Source organism: Flaviramulus aquimarinus (genome assembly GCF_039543205.1).
GTDB lineage: Bacteria > Bacteroidota > Bacteroidia > Flavobacteriales > Flavobacteriaceae > Flaviramulus_B > Flaviramulus_B aquimarinus.
On record NZ_BAABJH010000001.1, the window covers coordinates 636,223 to 653,871 of the forward strand.

At 31.8% G+C, this 17,649-nt stretch carries 16 protein-coding genes and 1 tRNA gene; 11 read left to right on the forward strand and 6 right to left on the reverse strand.

The genetic code is table 11. The features are described 5' to 3' along the window. Nucleotides 1-77 precede the first annotated feature (77 nt). The 3 genes from ABD941_RS02850 (at nt 78) to ABD941_RS02860 (ending at nt 1,235) form a co-directional block, all read left to right on the forward strand. Nucleotides 78-701 (forward strand): tRNA (guanine-N1)-methyltransferase, encoded by a 624-nt coding sequence (locus tag ABD941_RS02850; RefSeq protein WP_345272516.1) that lies wholly within the window; start codon nt 78-80, stop codon nt 699-701. Between the two features lie 63 nt (nt 702-764). Then, a complete protein-coding gene (locus ABD941_RS02855) occupies nt 765-986 on the forward strand; it encodes a hypothetical protein (RefSeq protein WP_345272517.1) in 222 nt (73 codons plus the stop codon). Between the two features lie 3 nt (nt 987-989). After that, entirely contained in the window at nt 990-1,235 is a 246-nt protein-coding gene (locus ABD941_RS02860) for a GNAT family N-acetyltransferase (RefSeq protein WP_345272518.1), read from the forward strand. Here ABD941_RS02860 and ABD941_RS02865 read toward each other — a convergent pair. The 4 genes from ABD941_RS02865 to ABD941_RS02880 all read right to left on the reverse strand — a co-directional run bounded on the left by ABD941_RS02865 (nt 1,222) and on the right by ABD941_RS02880 (nt 6,237). After that, the gene (locus ABD941_RS02865; RefSeq protein ID WP_345272519.1) at nt 1,222-1,980 is read right to left on the reverse strand and encodes a DUF481 domain-containing protein; all 759 of its coding nucleotides are present in this window, start codon (nt 1,978-1,980) and stop codon (nt 1,222-1,224) included. The two genes, ABD941_RS02860 and ABD941_RS02865, sit on opposite strands and share 14 nt — an antisense overlap. Before the next feature lie 296 nt (nt 1,981-2,276). Continuing rightward, nucleotides 2,277-2,358, reverse strand: a tRNA-Tyr gene (locus ABD941_RS02870). Between the two features lie 265 nt (nt 2,359-2,623). Next, on the reverse strand, nt 2,624-5,374 hold the full coding sequence (locus ABD941_RS02875; protein ID WP_345272521.1) for a carboxypeptidase regulatory-like domain-containing protein: 2,751 nt from the start codon (nt 5,372-5,374) through the stop codon (nt 2,624-2,626). Between the two features lie 20 nt (nt 5,375-5,394). Beyond that, on the reverse strand, nt 5,395-6,237 hold the full coding sequence (locus ABD941_RS02880) for a GLPGLI family protein (protein ID WP_345272522.1): 843 nt from the start codon (nt 6,235-6,237) through the stop codon (nt 5,395-5,397). 123 nt (nt 6,238-6,360) lie between these two features. Here ABD941_RS02880 and ABD941_RS02885 point away from each other — a divergent pair, with 123 nt between their 5' ends. The 8 genes from ABD941_RS02885 (at nt 6,361) to ABD941_RS02920 (ending at nt 14,355) form a co-directional block, all read left to right on the forward strand. Beyond that, on the forward strand, nt 6,361-7,869 hold the full coding sequence (locus ABD941_RS02885) for a sensor histidine kinase (RefSeq protein ID WP_345272523.1): 1,509 nt from the start codon (nt 6,361-6,363) through the stop codon (nt 7,867-7,869). Continuing rightward, nucleotides 7,862-8,545 carry a response regulator transcription factor gene (locus ABD941_RS02890; protein ID WP_345272524.1) on the forward strand — a complete coding sequence of 228 codons (684 nt, stop codon included), beginning with the start codon at nt 7,862-7,864 and terminating at the stop codon, nt 8,543-8,545. The genes ABD941_RS02885 and ABD941_RS02890 overlap by 8 nt, the downstream gene beginning before the upstream one ends. 34 nt (nt 8,546-8,579) lie before the next feature. Beyond that, nucleotides 8,580-9,359, forward strand: a complete 780-nt coding sequence (locus ABD941_RS02895; RefSeq protein WP_345272526.1) for a hypothetical protein — start codon at nt 8,580-8,582, stop codon at nt 9,357-9,359. A 5-nt stretch (nt 9,360-9,364) separates the two neighbouring features. Beyond that, a complete protein-coding gene (locus ABD941_RS02900; RefSeq protein WP_345272527.1) occupies nt 9,365-9,979 on the forward strand; it encodes a deoxynucleoside kinase in 615 nt (204 codons plus the stop codon). Nucleotides 9,980-10,298: 319 nt separating this feature from the next. Beyond that, nucleotides 10,299-11,909: a glutamate synthase-related protein gene (locus tag ABD941_RS02905; protein WP_345272528.1), complete on the forward strand. Its 1,611-nt coding sequence runs from the start codon at nt 10,299-10,301 to the stop codon at nt 11,907-11,909. Nucleotides 11,910-12,130: 221 nt separating this feature from the next. Further along, complete coding sequence (locus ABD941_RS02910) at nt 12,131-12,532, forward strand: hypothetical protein (protein ID WP_345272529.1); 402 nt, start codon at nt 12,131-12,133, stop codon at nt 12,530-12,532. Then, the gene (locus tag ABD941_RS02915) at nt 12,532-13,560 is read left to right on the forward strand and encodes a Rieske 2Fe-2S domain-containing protein (RefSeq protein WP_345272531.1); all 1,029 of its coding nucleotides are present in this window, start codon (nt 12,532-12,534) and stop codon (nt 13,558-13,560) included. The genes ABD941_RS02910 and ABD941_RS02915 overlap by 1 nt, the downstream gene beginning before the upstream one ends. Nucleotides 13,561-13,563: 3 nt before the next feature. Next, nucleotides 13,564-14,355 (forward strand): hypothetical protein, encoded by a 792-nt coding sequence (locus ABD941_RS02920; RefSeq protein ID WP_345272532.1) that lies wholly within the window; start codon nt 13,564-13,566, stop codon nt 14,353-14,355. Between the two features lie 53 nt (nt 14,356-14,408). Here ABD941_RS02920 and ABD941_RS02925 read toward each other — a convergent pair whose 3' ends face one another. Together ABD941_RS02925 and ABD941_RS02930 are read right to left on the reverse strand one after the other, a co-directional pair. After that, nucleotides 14,409-16,769, reverse strand: a complete 2,361-nt coding sequence (locus ABD941_RS02925; protein WP_345272533.1) for a sodium-translocating pyrophosphatase — start codon at nt 16,767-16,769, stop codon at nt 14,409-14,411. A 131-nt stretch (nt 16,770-16,900) separates the two neighbouring features. Further along, entirely contained in the window at nt 16,901-17,431 is a 531-nt protein-coding gene (locus ABD941_RS02930) for an inorganic diphosphatase (RefSeq protein ID WP_345272534.1), read from the reverse strand. Nucleotides 17,432-17,649: the final 218 nt, after the last annotated feature.

A 17,649-nucleotide genomic window follows, 5' to 3' on the forward strand; every position in this document is an offset into this window, starting at 1 on the left:
AATGATTTATAATCAATTAATAAACAATATTTTATAAATTCGCATACCAAATACAACCAATTAAAATCCATTAAAAAATGAATCCTATCAAATCTTTATTTTTAATAGTATTTACCTGCTTAATTAGTTTTTCATCATTTTCTCAAAAAAAACAAGAGGATAACCAATTGTCTCTATATAAAGGCACTATTGATAATCAATTTGAATATATTCTTAAAAAATCCGGTAATTTTAAAGGAACCAACGGACAACCGTATGAAGCCGTAAAACGCAGCATGTTTTTAACTTTAAGAGCGCATACCATTGATTCTTTAAAAACAGTTCATAGAAATCTTGCCGAAACGCAAGCTGTTGTTAAAACACAAGCTAAAGAAATTTTGGATTTAAAAGCCAATTTATCTAATACGCAAACCAATTTAGATAAAACCAACGAAGAGAAAAACAACATGGCTTTGTTTGGCATGCAAATGAGTAAAACAAACTACAATGTGCTTATGTGGTCTATTATTGGTGGTTTATTAGCGCTTCTTATTTTATTTATTTACAAGTTTAAAAACAGTAATGCCATTACTAGAGAAGCTAAACATAACTTAGCTGAAATTGAAGAAGAGTTTGATGAACACAGAAGAACCGCTTTAGAACGCGAACAAAAAGTGAGACGCCAATTACAAGACGAAATTAATAAGCAGAAAAAGGCTTAAATTTTAGTTTACAACTATAAATTCATAAAAAAAATCTGTAATTTCCCATTATAGGTTTTTTTTATGAACATAATACAAGCCACCACAAAACACTTAAATGATTTCGTTCCACTTTTTGATGGTTATCGTGTTTTTTACAGACAAGCATCTGACCAGCAATCTGTCCATGATTTTTTAAAAGAACATCTTACAAAACAAGATTCTGTAATCTATATAGCCTATATCAATGCTATTTCTGTGGGTTTTATACAACTCTACTTTTTGTTTTCTTCAGTAAGCATGTAACCTATGTATGTACTAAATGATTTATATTTAAATGCTCATTTCCGCAATAAAAATATTGGTGCTGCTTTAATTAATAAAGCTAAAGCCCTTTGTAAAGAAAAAGGTTATAAAGGCTTAATTATTCAAACTGAAAAAACAAATCCTGCTCAGCATTTATATCAACGGGAAGGTTTTGTTTTAGATGAAGATTTATCTTTTTTTGGAGGGTTGATTGAAATTTGGCTCCTCTATCTAATCAATAACTTTTAAGAGTAAGCCCAAAAGTTAAAAATTGATCCTCTTGTTTTTGGTCTACGACTACTAAACTTTCGATAGTATGAAGGTAGTTTATTTTAAAATTTAAAAACTTCCAAACGGGCAGCTCTAAACCAATATCAGCCTGCCAACGGTAATTATCCCCTTTTTCCAGAGAAGGTTGATAATAACTCTCATGACTTAAAATCATTTTATCTTTGAATAAATGATATTTACCATTTATCCACAACGTACCACGAAAGGTATTGATAGACCGGTTTCCATTATATTCTGAACGGTTAAAGGTTGTTTTAAAATAGTCTGTTTCTTCATATTCACCAGAAATCGAAAATTTAAGCCAGCGTTTTTTATGATTCAAAAGTTGATAAGTTATACCTGTACCAAACAGATAACGCACATCAATTTCCCTTCTAAAATTAGTACTTACAAAACCCAATACAAACGGATATAATTTGCGATCAGGATTAAAATATAAAAAGTTAAGACTTAATATATCCTCATCAGCTTTATCCTTATCAAATGCTTGATAAACGTATGAGTTTTTGGTTTTAAAAACCCACTTTTTCCAAGGTTTAACAGCCACATCCGATTTTGCTCTAAAAATCAAGGTTTCTACATTGCCACTTTGCCAAAATCCAGTTACAGACAGATTTGCCTTTAATTTAAGTGAATCGCTTTCATTGATTTGAGCCGACAGAAAAATGGGGTAAAACAAAAAATAGCACAAAATCTTCTTCATGGTATGTTGCTTTAAAATTTACACTTTTGTAAAAAATCCGAAATATAATTATTTACGAAGTACTAACTGCAAGTAAATTAAATATTTTTGCCATTTAGGCTCAAAATGTGAGAATAATAAAGGACACGGTTAAGAATAAAAAGTAGGATTGAATATCCTAGTTCCCCACTCGTGAAAATGAAAAGTAACGCTGTTATCACTGCTTAACATTTTTGTTTTAAAGGAAAGCCCTAAAAAAGATTTTGGGCTTTCCTTTAAAACAAAAAAGCCTGCTAAAGCAGACTTTTCGAGTTAAGTGGGGAGAGCAGGATTCGAACCTGCGAAGACGTAGTCAGCAGATTTACAGTCTGCCCTCGTTGGCCGCTTGAGTATCTCCCCTAAACTGACCGTAAATATATTATTGTTTCTTAATTTATCAAAAGAAAAGAACTATAAACGTAAAGGATATTATTAAAGAATTGATTTCAAGGAATTTGATTTTGAAAAAATAAAAATTTTAACAAGCTTGTCATGTCGAATGGGTGCAATTGAAGCATCACATATCATTTAATTCTTAATAATTTATGTAATTTCTCCTAATGTCGAAATGACTAGACCTTTCATTATTAAATCTCGACATGTGTTCAGAGTGACATCAAAGATATCACAACTCATACCGTAATCTGAATGTTAAAAAACGGGGTTGAATAAAGTACGCTGTAGCACTTACTGAAATGTCACCTATATTACTACTGTTTTGCGATTTTGTATCTAACAAGTTAGTTGCTTTTATTTCATACTCCCACTTACTACCTTTACGTTTTTTATAAGATAATGAGGCATCCCAAAAGTCATAAGAGTTAATGGTCCGATTATTATCGCTAAAATTAGTATATGAATAGTCTGTTTTAAATGTAAATGATTTAAAAATAAGCACATCAAACGCTACTGAAGGAGCCTTGGTAAAAAATTTTGTTCTACGCTCGCCTTGGTCATTATCTTGAATGGTATATTGGTATCCAATTTCAAAATTTGGCGCATTTCTAAAATTGGTTCGTAATTGGGTGCCGTAAGTTTGTGAGTAATTTTTATTTACTAAGGTTTGCCCATTAACCACCTGATTAAACTTAGTATAATTTAAACGGGTATTTAATGTGCCTCTAAACTTTCCAATTGTTTTTTGAAAACGGCCATTGGCACTGGCGCTTTCATCTGCTAAAGTAGAATTGATAGACGAACTAACTCTAATAACACTACCTTCAGGAAGTTCAGAACTGGTTCTAATTCTATTTACCGTTTTACTATAATTAAGTATAGCTGTTACATTAGTATAATTAAACATATTAAAACTAAAATACGATAGGTTTAAGTTGTGAGACAACGCACTCTCCAATTCTTGATTCCCAGAGAAAACTGCTCCGTAATTATTCAAAATCAAACCTCTAGCCAATTGATTTACATCTGTAAAACGCGTTTGCATACTGTAATCGAAAATAATTTGTTCGTTCTTTTTTAATTGCATACGCATGTTAAAATCTGGCAAGAGTCTGAAAAAATTGTCCTTATAGTGTACATTAAACTGTTTGTTTTTTGCACTATACATATGTCCTGAAACCCCAGGTGTAAATGTAAAAATCCCTGATTTTAATCTATAGTGTAGGCCTAAGTACAAATCGTTAAATGTATAACCAATAGTATTGGTACCTATACCATCATTTATTGTTGGCTTAGGTTCAAATTTTGAATTATCATCTAAAAATTGAAAAATGTTGGAATCAAAATCTTGTCGGCTATAAATGGTTCCTAATGTAAAATTGATATCACTTTTTTTATTAAGAATATTCCAATAATCGAATTTAGCATCTATTTGGTTTGATTTTACACGTTTATCTTGATTAATATAATATGTTAATTGTTCTCGGTTTAACCCCAAATTAGCTGCGGTATCATCATAGGCATCTCTTGGGTTATTGGGGTCATCTAATGCATTATCATTATTTAAAGGATTATTTTCTAAAATAGCGGTGTAAAAAGGGTCTTCATCCTGCAACAAATGTTGCACTTCTAAAGCAAAAATATTAGTATCGTTTAGTGTGTAATAATAATTTAAATTTTGATTAAAACTATAAGGTGTAGCACTTTCTAATTCGTTTATCTCACCAACTTGGGATGACAATACATGTTGATTCTGCGATTCTTTAGAAATTCTTGCCAACACATCATAATCCAATTGATTATTACTATTTGGTTTGTACTTAGCACTAAATTTCATCATGGCTAAATCGCTATATTGTTTTGTATTGCTTGCTTTGTTTTCATCTCTTGATGAATCATTTAAAAACTGTACATCGCTAATTTCTTGCAAATCGGTTCTGTTGCTTAAAAAAATAGCAAAACCACTTAAGTCTAAAATTTTTTTGGGTGCATAACTAAAGTTTACAGCTCCAAACTTAGTATTTATACCTTTTGCTCTGTCATTTTGAAGGGTTAAAAAACCTAAATTATTACTTCCTAAATCAATATTAGTACCACTACGCCTACTTGGGCTTCTAAAACCGCCAGTAAAATTAAAATAATCACGACGTGTAAACGCTATTTCGCCTATATTATTTAAATCGCCAATAGCGTTGATACTATATTCGGGACTATAATAAAATAATTTAGGTTGTACCAAATACAAGGTGTTTTCTTCAGAAACTCCTGCTCCTATAGTTACATTCCCAAACCAAAAATTCTTTTTACCTTCTTTGAGTTTTATATTTATTGCAATATTATCTTGATTATTAGTAACACCTCTTAACTGCCCAACTTCTGCATAATTTTTAAGCACTTCAACTTTATCAACAGCATTAGCTGGTATGTTTTGGGTTGCTAATTTTGAATCGCCATCAAAAAAATCTTTTCCTTCTACCATAACCTTACCTACAGTTTTTCCTTCAACTTCTATTTCACCATCATCATTAACCTCAACACCTGGTAATTTGTTTAGTATATCGCCTAATTTTCGTTCTGTTCCAGATGTAAATGAATCGGCATTATAAACAATAGTATCGCCTTTTATGGTTACTGGCATTTCGTAAACTAATTCTACTTCATCTAAAGTATTGTCATATTCAAGAGTAAAATCTTTTGTAATATCTAAATCAGAAACTTTTACATCTGCTTGGGCTGTTTTAGTACCGATATAACTTACTTGTATTTTATAATTGGTGTTTTTTTCTATGGATAACGTATAACGTCCATCTGAGTTTGTAATACCATAAGAATCTAATTTTTGAGTGTCTTGGTTTATAGCAATAACGTTTGCCAACTCGAGTGGTGTTCCTATACTGTCTTTAACAACACCTTCTAATTTTACTTGAGCAATCGTTAAATTAGCAACAAACAGTAGCATTATAAAAACTAATTTATTCATTAAATATGTTTTTTGATTGATTAACCGCCTACCCTAATTTCAATTCTTTCTCCATCACCTTCACGATTATGTTCATAACGTTCTTGCTCTTCCTTAACTTTCTTTTCTACAATAGCTTCAAAACTTTCTTGAGAAACTTCTTTTCCTTTACTAGGTTCATTTATACTTATCGCCTGCTTAGGGTTTAATATAATTTTACTGCAAATAATGGTTTCTTGACCGTCATTAACTTCTAGAATTAAACCAGGTAATCCATAATATCTTGCTGGACCGCTGTTTACAGGAATTTGGGGCGTATACCAAGCAGTTATTGTAACCTCTTCAAATTCAGGTTCTTTGTCAGCTTTAGCGTTTATATCTTTATCGCCATTAAAGCTAATTCCGCTTTCAACAACTTCTACCATACGTTTTCTAGTAGCTTTATAACATGTATAATCTCCAATATTTTTTGTTTCATTTTCAAGTGTCCAATCCAACTTCTCAAGGGCGTCCTTAACCAAAAATATTTTACCAAAAACTTCATTTTGAGAAGCGAATCTATTTTCCTTAATGTTTTTATACAAAATATCAGAACCACCTGCATTTACAACCATCATACGCATACCGCTTGGTTGTGGAGCTTCCAACTGCTCTTCTTCTTTATAAACAGATGCTTCTTTATTAAAGGTTAAAAGAAAAGTCCTTTCAAACCTTTTTTCTAACATTTTGAGCATACGCTGATACATTTCAGAATTTACTTGTGTACTATCTAACTTCAAATCCACTTTGCGTTTTGTTTTATATGTGGCAATGCCTTGGAAATTTTGTGCTGCTAATCCGTTTATAAATAAGAAAGCAAATAATACTATAATTGTCTGTTTCATTTTTTAACTGATTTAATGTTTAACAGTACAAAAATGACAATCCTTTTAAAATATTATAGTTAATGAGTGTTAACGAGTGTTAAGCAATTGGTTTTATACCATTTTTACTTTTACTTTTGACATATGAAAGCCATAAAATATAGATGGATATTTTACCTTATAACCATTGTTATACTTGCTACCATATGCGTTCAAGTGTATTGGAATTATAAAAACTACCTTTCTAATAAACAGCAATTAATAAACGATGTCCAATTAAGTTTGGATAATGCCGTAGAAACTTACTTTGCAGATTTAGCTGAAACAAACACATTGGCATTTGCCTTTAATGGGGATGAGAAGAACTTGTTTTCTAAAGAAAGTAAGTTAGATAGTATCATTAATAATGTAACCGTTTTTAGTAATAGAACTTTAAAAGGTGACTCGTTAGACATTGAGATCAATGAAGATATCGCATTAAAAAAATCAAACACAAATACTATAATTAAACGTATTATAATTGATAATTCGGAAAGCGAATGGCATTCTAATAAGATTGTTTTAAAAAAACATTTTGATTCTGTTTTAGATAGTTCCCATTTATTTGATTTGAAAACGCTAACTTCTAAGGTGTTAATTTCAATGACAAGCGACTCCTTAAAATTAAGCAAGATAGATAGCCTTGTAAAACGAGATTTAAAAAGAAAACAATTAGATATAGATTTTAATTTATCATATAAAAATGATTTGGACAACATTATAAATACTAGCTACACTCCTTTAGGTGATGATGGATTAATACTGACTTCAAAATCTAATTATCTTCCTAAACATAGTTATCTAGTAATACATTTTACTAACGAAACCAAAATTATATTAAAGCGTATTTTATTTAGTATTCTTATTTCTACGCTACTAGTTTTAGCTGTAATAAGTTGTCTCTTTTACCTTTTAAAAATTATAAGAGAACAGAAGCAATTAGCAGAAATAAAGAATGATTTAATCAGTAATATAACTCATGAATTTAAAACGCCAATTGCTACTATTGGTGTTGCTATTGAAAGTATTAAAAGTTTTAATGCTATTGATAATAAGGAAAAAACCAAAACTTATTTAGACATATCTAACAATCAATTGTCTAAACTTAATATAATGGTTGAAAAATTATTAGAAACAGCCACTTTAGATAGTGAAAATTTAGAATTGGTTAAAGAACCATATAACATCGTAGATATATTTCATGCTATTGTTGAAAAACATAGCATGCACACTGAAAATAGAACCATTACTTTTAACACACCTTCCAAGCATATTATGGCCAATATTGATGTCTTTCATTTTGAAAATGCTATCAATAACATTCTGGATAATGCTATTAAATATGGTGGCGATACTATTAGCGTAAACTTATCGCAAAATCCGTCTGCATTTACTGTATCTATTTCTGATAACGGAAATACGCTTACAAAAGTCAATAAAGATAAAATTTTCGAGAAGTTTTATCGGATTCCAAAAGGAAATACACATGACATTAAAGGATTTGGAATAGGACTTTATTACACCAAAAAAATTGCTGAAAAACACGGAGGCACTATTCATTTAAGTTTAAATAATAAGCTTACAACTTTTAAAATAACATTGCCAAATGAATAAGCATATAACCATACTTTTAGCTGAAGATGAACCTGCCTTAGGAGTAATCATAAAAGAAAGTTTAGAAACCCGAAATTTTAAAGTATTGCTATGTGAGAACGGGGAAAAAGCTTTTGAAGTTTATAAAAATAAATCTCCAGAATTATTGGTTTTAGATGTTATGATGCCAAAAAAAGATGGATTTACATTAGCTAAAGAAATTCGTGAAGTAGATGACACTATCCCTATTATTTTTTTAACAGCAAAATCGCAAACCCAAGATGTGGTTGAAGGCTTTACCATTGGCGGAAATGATTATTTAAAAAAGCCCTTTAGTATGGAGGAATTAATTGTAAGAATCAATAATCTTCTTAACAGAACAAAAGAACAAAAACATTCAGAAATAACACACATTAGCCACTATACCTTTAATTTTCCAAAACAAACACTTCAATATAAAAACGAAGAAAAAATTCAGCTAACCCATCGCGAAGCACATTTATTATTTCACCTTATAAAAAATAAGAATCAAGTTTTAGACAGGTCATTAATTTTGAATAAACTTTGGGGAAATGATGATTTCTTTAGTGCACGGAGTATGGATGTATTTATTACCAAACTCAGAAAAAAACTAAATTTAGATGATACTATTCAAATAATAAACGTTCGAGGTTTTGGTTACAAGTTAATTTGCTGAAATGTGGTTTGATTTTTGTACTTTTCAATCCAATATGAAATACGTAATTTTTATTTTATTTCTTTTTTCCTACTCAATACTTGCTCAAGAATCAGTTGAAGCTTCCTTAGTAAAAAAGTTAAACTTAGATGTTGAAACACTTGTTTCCGTTGATAATTTTGGGACAACCTACTATATAAATAACAATGTTTTCAACAAACAAGACGTAAATACAACCATAACCTATAACAATTTACAATTAGGAAACCTCTATTCTGCCAATGCCTTTAACCCTTTAAAAATTAATCTTTTTTATAAAGATTTCAATACCATTGTTATTCTTGATAATAGGTTAGCAGAAATATTTAAAATTGATTTTAATACGCTTGACACCTATAAAAACATCTCACATGTGTCTACAGGTCATGACAATACCTTATGGATATTTAACCAAGATCTACAGAAATTAGAACTTTTTGATTACAAAACAAGAACAACTCGAGCACAAACTGTTCCCGTTCAAAGTACTGTTTTAGACTTAAAAAGTAATTACAACTACTGTTGGTTACTGACTAAAAACTATATCTATACATATAATTACTTTGGTAGTCTTGTCAAAAAAACAAAAAACGAAGGTTATACATCGTTGATTGAAAACAATGAAAACATTATTCTAAAAAAAGAAAACACACTTCTTTATTTGAATAAAAACAGTGATTCACCACGTCCAATCAAAACATCAAATTTGTTGATAAATCAGTTTTTTGTAACCAATGAAACCTTGTATATTTACGACAATGAAACCTTATACCAATTCCAACTAAAAACTAACTAAAAATCATGCACATTGCTATTGCCGGAAATATTGGCGCTGGAAAAACAACGCTTACCAAATTATTAGCAAAACATTATAAATGGGAGGCACAACTAGAAGACGTTGTAGACAACCCATATTTGGATGATTTTTACAATCAGATGGAACGTTGGAGTTTTAATCTACAAGTATACTTTTTAAATAGTAGGTTTCGCCAAGTTTTGCAAATTCGCCAAAGTGGAAAAGAGATTATTCAAGATCGGACTATTTATGAAGACGCCCATATTTTCGCACCCAATTTGCATGCTATGGGCTTAATGACAAATCGTGATTTTGAGAATTACAAATCACTCTTTGATTTAATGGAATCTTTAGTTCAAGGTCCAGATTTACTAATTTATCTAAGAAGCTCCATTCCAAACCTGGTGTCACAAATACATAAGCGTGGTCGTGATTACGAAAATTCTATTAGTATTGACTATTTAAGTCGATTAAATGAACGTTACGAAGCCTGGATTCACGGATATAACAAAGGGAAATTGGTTATCGTAGATGTTGATAATCTAGACTTTGTAGACAACCCTGAAGATTTAGGAAGCATCATTAACACCATTGATGCTGAAATTAATGGATTATTTTAAAGTATTTTAACTGAAGTAAAATAACTTTAGTAGCACTTCAATGTTTTATTTGAAAGCGTTTTCAATATATATTCCGATTCCTAACAAACCATACATTTTCAATACAAAACGGGACATTTGTAATGAGTTCTATTTTTTTTCGTCCAAAGGTTGTAACTTTAGTAGCGTAGAGACTAGCTAAAAAACAATCAACAATCCCTATTTTTTTTATTTATATAGATTCTCGTTTATTAAAAAAGAGTGTTCTGGATTACAAAGTAACTATTAGGGGTTTAACACAATTCTAATATCAACTAACAAAAACAACATACATAAAAACATGAAGAAACCAGTAGTAATAGCTCAAGTAAGCACATTAGAAAATAAACAACCCATTCATGCGCTTGTAAACGGATTAGATTTAGTGATTGTAAAATTTAATGAAGACATCTCTGTACTTTATGGAAGATGTTTACATCGAGGGGCCCTAATGTCAGACGGTCACATTGATGGTCACAATCTTATTTGTGGTGTTCATGGGTGGGATTACAGAGTAGATTCTGGTGTTTCTGAATATAATAACAAAGAAGTACTACATAAATTCTCTACCAAAATTGAAGGTGATGATTTAATGGTCGATGAATTTGAAATCGACGCCTATTTAGAAAATAGTCCACAACCTTTTAATCGTGAAGACTATTTAGGTGCCTACGCCGATACACACCCCGAAGACACAGAACCATACACCCTTTACATAAAGGAACTCGCAAAAAATGGATTAAAAAACCTTGGTCACCACGGCTTTTCTGCCTCTATGGGCGTGGATAGAAACGCCTTACCCAAATGGAATGATATTCAATTTTTACCAGCACAATTAGCATCTAGACCTTTACTAGACCATGAAGATGTAACGACTAAAGTCGTCATAGGTCCAAAAGCTAAAAAACCGTTAACACTAGATATGCCGATCTTTGTAAGTGATATGAGTTTTGGCGCGCTATCTCGTGAAGCAAAAATAGCTTTATCCAAAGGAGCCGAACTGTCTGGCACAGGTATTTGTTCTGGTGAGGGTGGTGTACTACCAGAAGAACAAGCTAATAATTCAAAATATTTTTATGAATTAGCATCTGCACAGTTTGGGTTTTCATGGGATAAATTAGATAATGTTCAAGCTTTTCATTTTAAAGGTGGACAAGGTGCTAAAACAGGAACAGGCGGACATTTACCGGGCAATAAAGTCAGTAAGGAAATTGCTGAAGTCAGAGGGCTAAATGAAGGAGAAACAGCCATTTCGCCAGCCGCAAACCCCAACTTTCATACAGCACAAGATTTTAAAGATTTTGGGGATAAAGTAAGAGCACGTACTGGAGGTATTCCCATAGGGTTTAAAATTGCAGCTAGTCATATTGAAAAAGATATTCAATTTGCATTAGATGCTGGAGTAGATTACATTATTTTAGATGGCCGTGGTGGCGGAACAGGTTCTGCGCCGACCATTTTAAGAGATAATATTAATGTCCCTACCATTCCTGCTTTAGCAAGAGCCAGAACCTATTTAGATAAAGTTGGCGCAACCCACGTTACCTTGATAATTACTGGAGGCCTACGTATTGCAGAAGATTTTGCTAAAGCCTTAATGCTAGGAGCAGATGCCATTGCCGTATCCAATTCGGCATTACAAGCCATAGGCTGTTTAGGCATGCGAGCTTGTGGTAGCAATAACTGCCCTGTAGGTATTGCAACTCAAAAGGAATCGTTGCGTAGTCGCATAATTATCCAAGAATCTGCAAAACAATTGCATAATTATTTTAGTGCAACTAATGATTTAATAAAAGTTGTAGCCCGTTCTTGTGGTTATGATAATATATCAAAATTTAATCACGACGATTTATCTACATTCGATAGAGACATGCACCACTTATCTGGAGTAAATTTTGCAGGTTTAAAATAACTTTTAATGGAATTAATTATTAATATTTTTTTAGGAATCTTAGGAATCTATTTCATTATAGGTTTACTATTCGCATTGTATTTCATCATTAAAGGTGCAACAAAAATAGACCCCTTGATGCAGGATACAAAAAAGAGAGTTCGATTTTTATTACTACCAGGAGTAATAGTTACTTGGCCTTTTTTAATTGTGAAATTGTTTAAATCTAAAACGGCTTAATTATGACTTCAGGATTACGAAAAGCCCATAAATATATTTGGTTGCTATTAATAATCATAGTACCTGTGATTATCTTTTTATCTATTAAAGATTTAAATGTTTTTTCTTCAGATAACAATACTGTTTCTAGTATTGAACCGTCTAAAAAAAATCATCTAAAGACCATAGAAAATGATATCCTAAAAATAGCACTTTACAAAAACTCGATAGACGCTATATTGAAAAAAACCTTAAAACACCCAACGTCTATAGTTTATGAATTAAATAATGACGGAAGTAAAGGAAACGCTATAGGGCAATTAACAACGGCTGGGATATATAAATTCAATATTAATAATCTACCGAAAGGCATTATTCTTTATGATGATTTAAAACATGTAGAAATAACTAAACTTCAATTTTAATGGGATTAGATTATCAATTAGTTCTTTGGAACAAACACAAGAAAAGGTATGACAAAATAATAGCATTAACTATGCTATTATATATTATTTTGTTTGCCGTTGTAACCCTTATATTCAATTCAGAAACGAGTATTGAAACCCTTGTCATTAGAGCATTTGGTTCATTAGCTATTATTATGTTACATATTATTTTAGTTATTGGTCCATTAGCAAGGTTAAACACAGGTTTTTTACCCATATTATATAATCGAAGACATTTAGGAGTAAGCATGTTTATTGCGGCTTTTATTCATGGCGGATTCTCAATATTTCAATTTCATGCCTTGGGCGATACAAACCCAATATATTCTATTTTTACATCAAATATGGATTATACTTCTTTAACTAATTTTCCATTTCAAGTTTTAGGTTTTTTGGCATTATTAATCCTATTTATAATGGCATCTACTAGTCATGATTTTTTTCTAGCTAACCTATCTGCAAAGACCTGGAAACGCTTGCACATGATGGTTTATATTGCCTATATTTTAATTATTGCACATGTGTTTTTGGGCGCCTTTCAGCAAGAAACCTCACCGTTTACTATTGGTATTATGATAGTAGGCTTTGTAATAGTTGCAAGCTTTCATGTAATCACTGCATTTAAAGAAAGTAAGATTGATAACGCTAAAGCAAAAAGTAAAAACAACTGGTTAAAAGTCTGTGGTATTTCTGAAATTGAAGAAGACAGAGCTAAAATATTTACTATTGAAAATGAACGTGTTGCGATTTTTAAATACGATGGAAAACTATCCGCTATTCATAATGTCTGTAAACATCAAGGGGGTCCATTAGGTGAGGGCAAAATTATTGATGGCTGCATTACATGTCCTTGGCACGGATATCAATATTTACCAGCAAATGGACAATCACCACCTCCCTTTACTGAAAAAGTTGCTACTTATGAATTAAAATTAATAGATAAAACAGTCTACATAAACCCTAAGGCTTTTGAAGAAGGCACTGAAGTTAAACCTTGTAATTACTAAATCATGAAGAATAATGATGAATTTTATGTCCCTTATATAGAAGGTAGTTTAGGAAAAAAAACAAAAAAAACGCTAAAACGGTTTGTAATAGGTGCCATTTTATTAATCATTGTAAGTGGTTTTATTTTTAGTTTTTCTCAAAAACCTTTTAAGAATAGTGCATTCGAACTAACCAGTACAACTAAAATTACCGGAGTATTTCATGAAAACCCATACCCTATGCTAAAAGTGAAAATAGCTAAAAATAGCTATAAAAACATTTTGCTTTTAGGCTTTGGAAAATCAAGTGCTAATCCGTTTTTAAAAAAATTACGAAATGAGATTAAGGATTTAAACGGAAAAACATTAAGTATTGAAGGTAACTTGATTTATTATAACGGAAAGACACTCATTCAAATAACTGATGATGAAAAAGTGACTTTAGATAATGATTCAAAAACAAAAATACCTTCGAAAGAAATTATTAGTCAAATAACTTTACAAGGAGAAATTATAGACCCCAAATGTTACTTTGGTGTTATGAAACCTGGAAAAGGAAAAATACATAGAAGTTGTGCGGTACGTTGTATTTCAGGTGGTATTCCACCAGTTTTAGCAACTACAGACAATAATAACATGTCGCAATACTTTTTATTAACCGATTTAAAAGGCAATGCCATTAATAATGACATTCTATCCTATATAGGTAAACCTTCTGAATTAAAGGGAATTGTTGAAAACATGGAAGATTGGTATATTCTTAAGATTAATATAGAAGATATTTCTATACTAAATGAAAAGTCTAAGATTTATTAAAACAAAAAAACCACGCCTTGGCGTGGTTTTTTAAATCATTTTATAAAATCATATTAGCAGTCGTCTTCGTTTTTTAAAATACTTACTTTAATGTTTTTAGTTATATTTTCTAAAGAGTTAATATTAGTTTTAACTTCGTCCTCTGTTCCATTAAAAGTTTCATCTTCATTATCATTCATTTCTACTTTAACTTCTTTTGAAATATTATTCACTACTTCAATTTTATCATCTTCTGAAACATAAGCCGTAACAGCATCTGATGACAATGCAATACTAGGTGCAATAACTAAAGCGACTACAGACATTAATTTCAATAATATATTTAATGAAGGCCCTGATGTATCTTTAAAAGGGTCACCTACGGTATCACCAACAACAGCAGCTTTATGTGTATCAGTTCCTTTTCTACCATCTTCTTCAATAGTTTTCTTTGCATTATCCCAAGCACCACCAGCATTAGACTGGAAAATAGCCATAAGTACTCCACAAGTTGTTACACCAGCAAGTAAGCCTCCTAACATTTCTGCTCCACCAACACCAAACCATTGACCTCCAAAACCAACTAATACAGGAACAACAATAGCTAATAAGCCTGGAAACACCATCTCTTTTATAGACGCTTTGGTTGAAATATCAATACATTTTCCGTAATCTGCTACTCCATCAGCAGCATCAAAAATAGCTCTATCTGCTTCAGTTGCTTTCGACATGTCTGAATCATATTTTCTCATAATACCTAGAGCAGCTTTAAGCTCAGGAATATCTCTAAATTGGCGCCGTACTTCTTCAATCATTGCCATTGCTGCACGACCTACAGCATTCATCGATAAGGCTGAAAACACAAACGGCAGCATACCTCCTATTAATAATCCAGCCATAATATCTGGTCTAGAAACATCAATAGACGTTACATTAGCTGTTTTCATAAACGCTGCAAATAATGCTAATGCTGTTAAAGCTGCAGAAGCAATAGCGAATCCTTTACCAATAGCAGCCGTTGTATTTCCAACAGCATCTAATTTATCCGTCCGCTCACGAACTTCACTTGGTAATTCTGCCATTTCAGCAATACCTCCTGCATTATCACAAATTGGACCATAAGCATCAACTGCTAATTGTATACCAGTATTGGCTAACATGCCAACTGCAGCAATTGCGATACCATATAAACCTGCAAAATGATGAGACACCATTATTGCTGCAGCTATTAACAAAATTGGAATAGCTGTACTCATCATACCAACACCTAAGCCGGCAATAATATTTGTTGCAGCTCCTGTTTCTGATTGCTTTACAATTGACATTACAGGTTTCTTACCCGTTGCCGTATAATATTCAGTTATTTTACCGACTGCTAAACCAGCTACTAAACCTGCAATGGTTGCCCAAAACACACCCATAGCTGTATAAGTTGTTCCAGCATCAACCCAAGATTCTGGCAACATTTCATTAATTATAAAATAAGATGCGATTAACATTAAACCAGCTGAACCAAATTCTCCAATGTTCAATGCTGTTTGTGGGTTTCCACCATCTTTAACTCGTACAAAAAATGTTCCTAAAATGGACATCACAATGCCTACTGCTGCAAGAACTAACGGTAAATACACTGCTCCTAATCCATCAAAAGCATCTTGAAATTCTGGTAATGTTGCATAAATAGCACCTAAAACCATGGTTCCTATAATAGAACCAACATAAGATTCAAATAAATCGGCGCCCATACCAGCTACATCACCAACATTATCACCAACATTATCTGCAATAGTTGCTGGGTTTAATGGATGATCTTCTGGAATACCTGCTTCAACTTTACCAACTAAATCTGCTCCAACATCAGCAGCTTTGGTATAAATACCACCACCAACACGTGCAAACAAAGCAATAGATGATGCTCCTAAAGAAAAACCAGAAAGCACATTAAGAATTTCTCCTATTTCCCATCCTTGTCCACTATATATCATGAATAAACCACTAAGGCCTAAAACACCTAAGCCAACAACACCCAAGCCCATAACAGCTCCACCTGCAAATGCAACTTCTAATGCGCTTCCTAAAGATTTACGAGCAGCTTGTGTTGTTCTAACATTAGCTTTGGTTGCTACCTTCATTCCAATAAATCCAGCTAAAGCAGAACAGATAGCGCCAACAATAAATGATACAGCCACCATTCCATTAGATCCTTCTTCTGCATTACCTTTAAAATATAGTAAAACGGCTACTGCAACAACAAAAATTGCTAAAACTTTGTATTCTGCTTTTAAAAAGGCCATGGCCCCATCGGATATATTTTTAGCAATTCTAGCCATTTTAGAATCTCCAACATCTTGCTTAGAGACCCATACATTTTTAATAAATACAAACGCTAAGGCTAAGACACCAAAAAGCGGTAAAAACTTTACTATTAATTCCATATTCAGTTAGTTAGTTTAAATTAATTATTTTTTTTAACGGAGCCTAAAATAGGAAAATATAAGTGATAAAAAAAACCACCTTTAATTTAAAGATGGTTCAATTTTTTGACGATATATTATTAATATGCTAATTAGATAGTAAAAGTGCGCTTTTTCTTGTGCTCGCTAGCATCATAACGGGCTACACATTTATGGTAAATATCTACAGCTTCTTGAGCATCTCCCCATCCTCCAACATCAACTTTCTTTTCTTCCAAATCCTTATATACTTGAAAAAAATGTTCTATTTCCTTCAATCTATGTGGGTTTAAATCAAAAATATCTTTACGTTTACTCCACACAGGATCCGAAACTGGTACACAAATAATTTTTTCATCAGGACCTTTTTCATCAGCCATATGAAAAACACCAATTGGTTTAACTTCCATAACTACCATAGGATATGATGGTTCCGTACCTAAAACTAAGATATCTAAAGGATCTTGATCCAAAGCCAAAGTCTCTGGGATAAAACCATAATCACCAGGATACATCATAGATGAAAACAATGTTCTATCAAAACGAATTTTATGTAATGTAAAATCGTACTCATATTTATTTCTACTCCCTTTTGGTATCTCTATTAAAACATCAAATGTTAGGTCAATTTTCTTTTTACTCATTGTTACTTATTTTATATTTATCCGTAATCGTGGACATTGTATTCATATTCAAGCATGCAAATGTACTGAACCCTTCTTCCTAAAGCAACAAAATTATTCTGTTTTCTCTCTTTTCATATAATGATAAACTTTACTTAATCTTGAAGATGAATTTATTAAAAAAATGTGCGAATGTTTCGCTATCTTGTGCGTGACTAATTCAAATAATAATTCAAAAC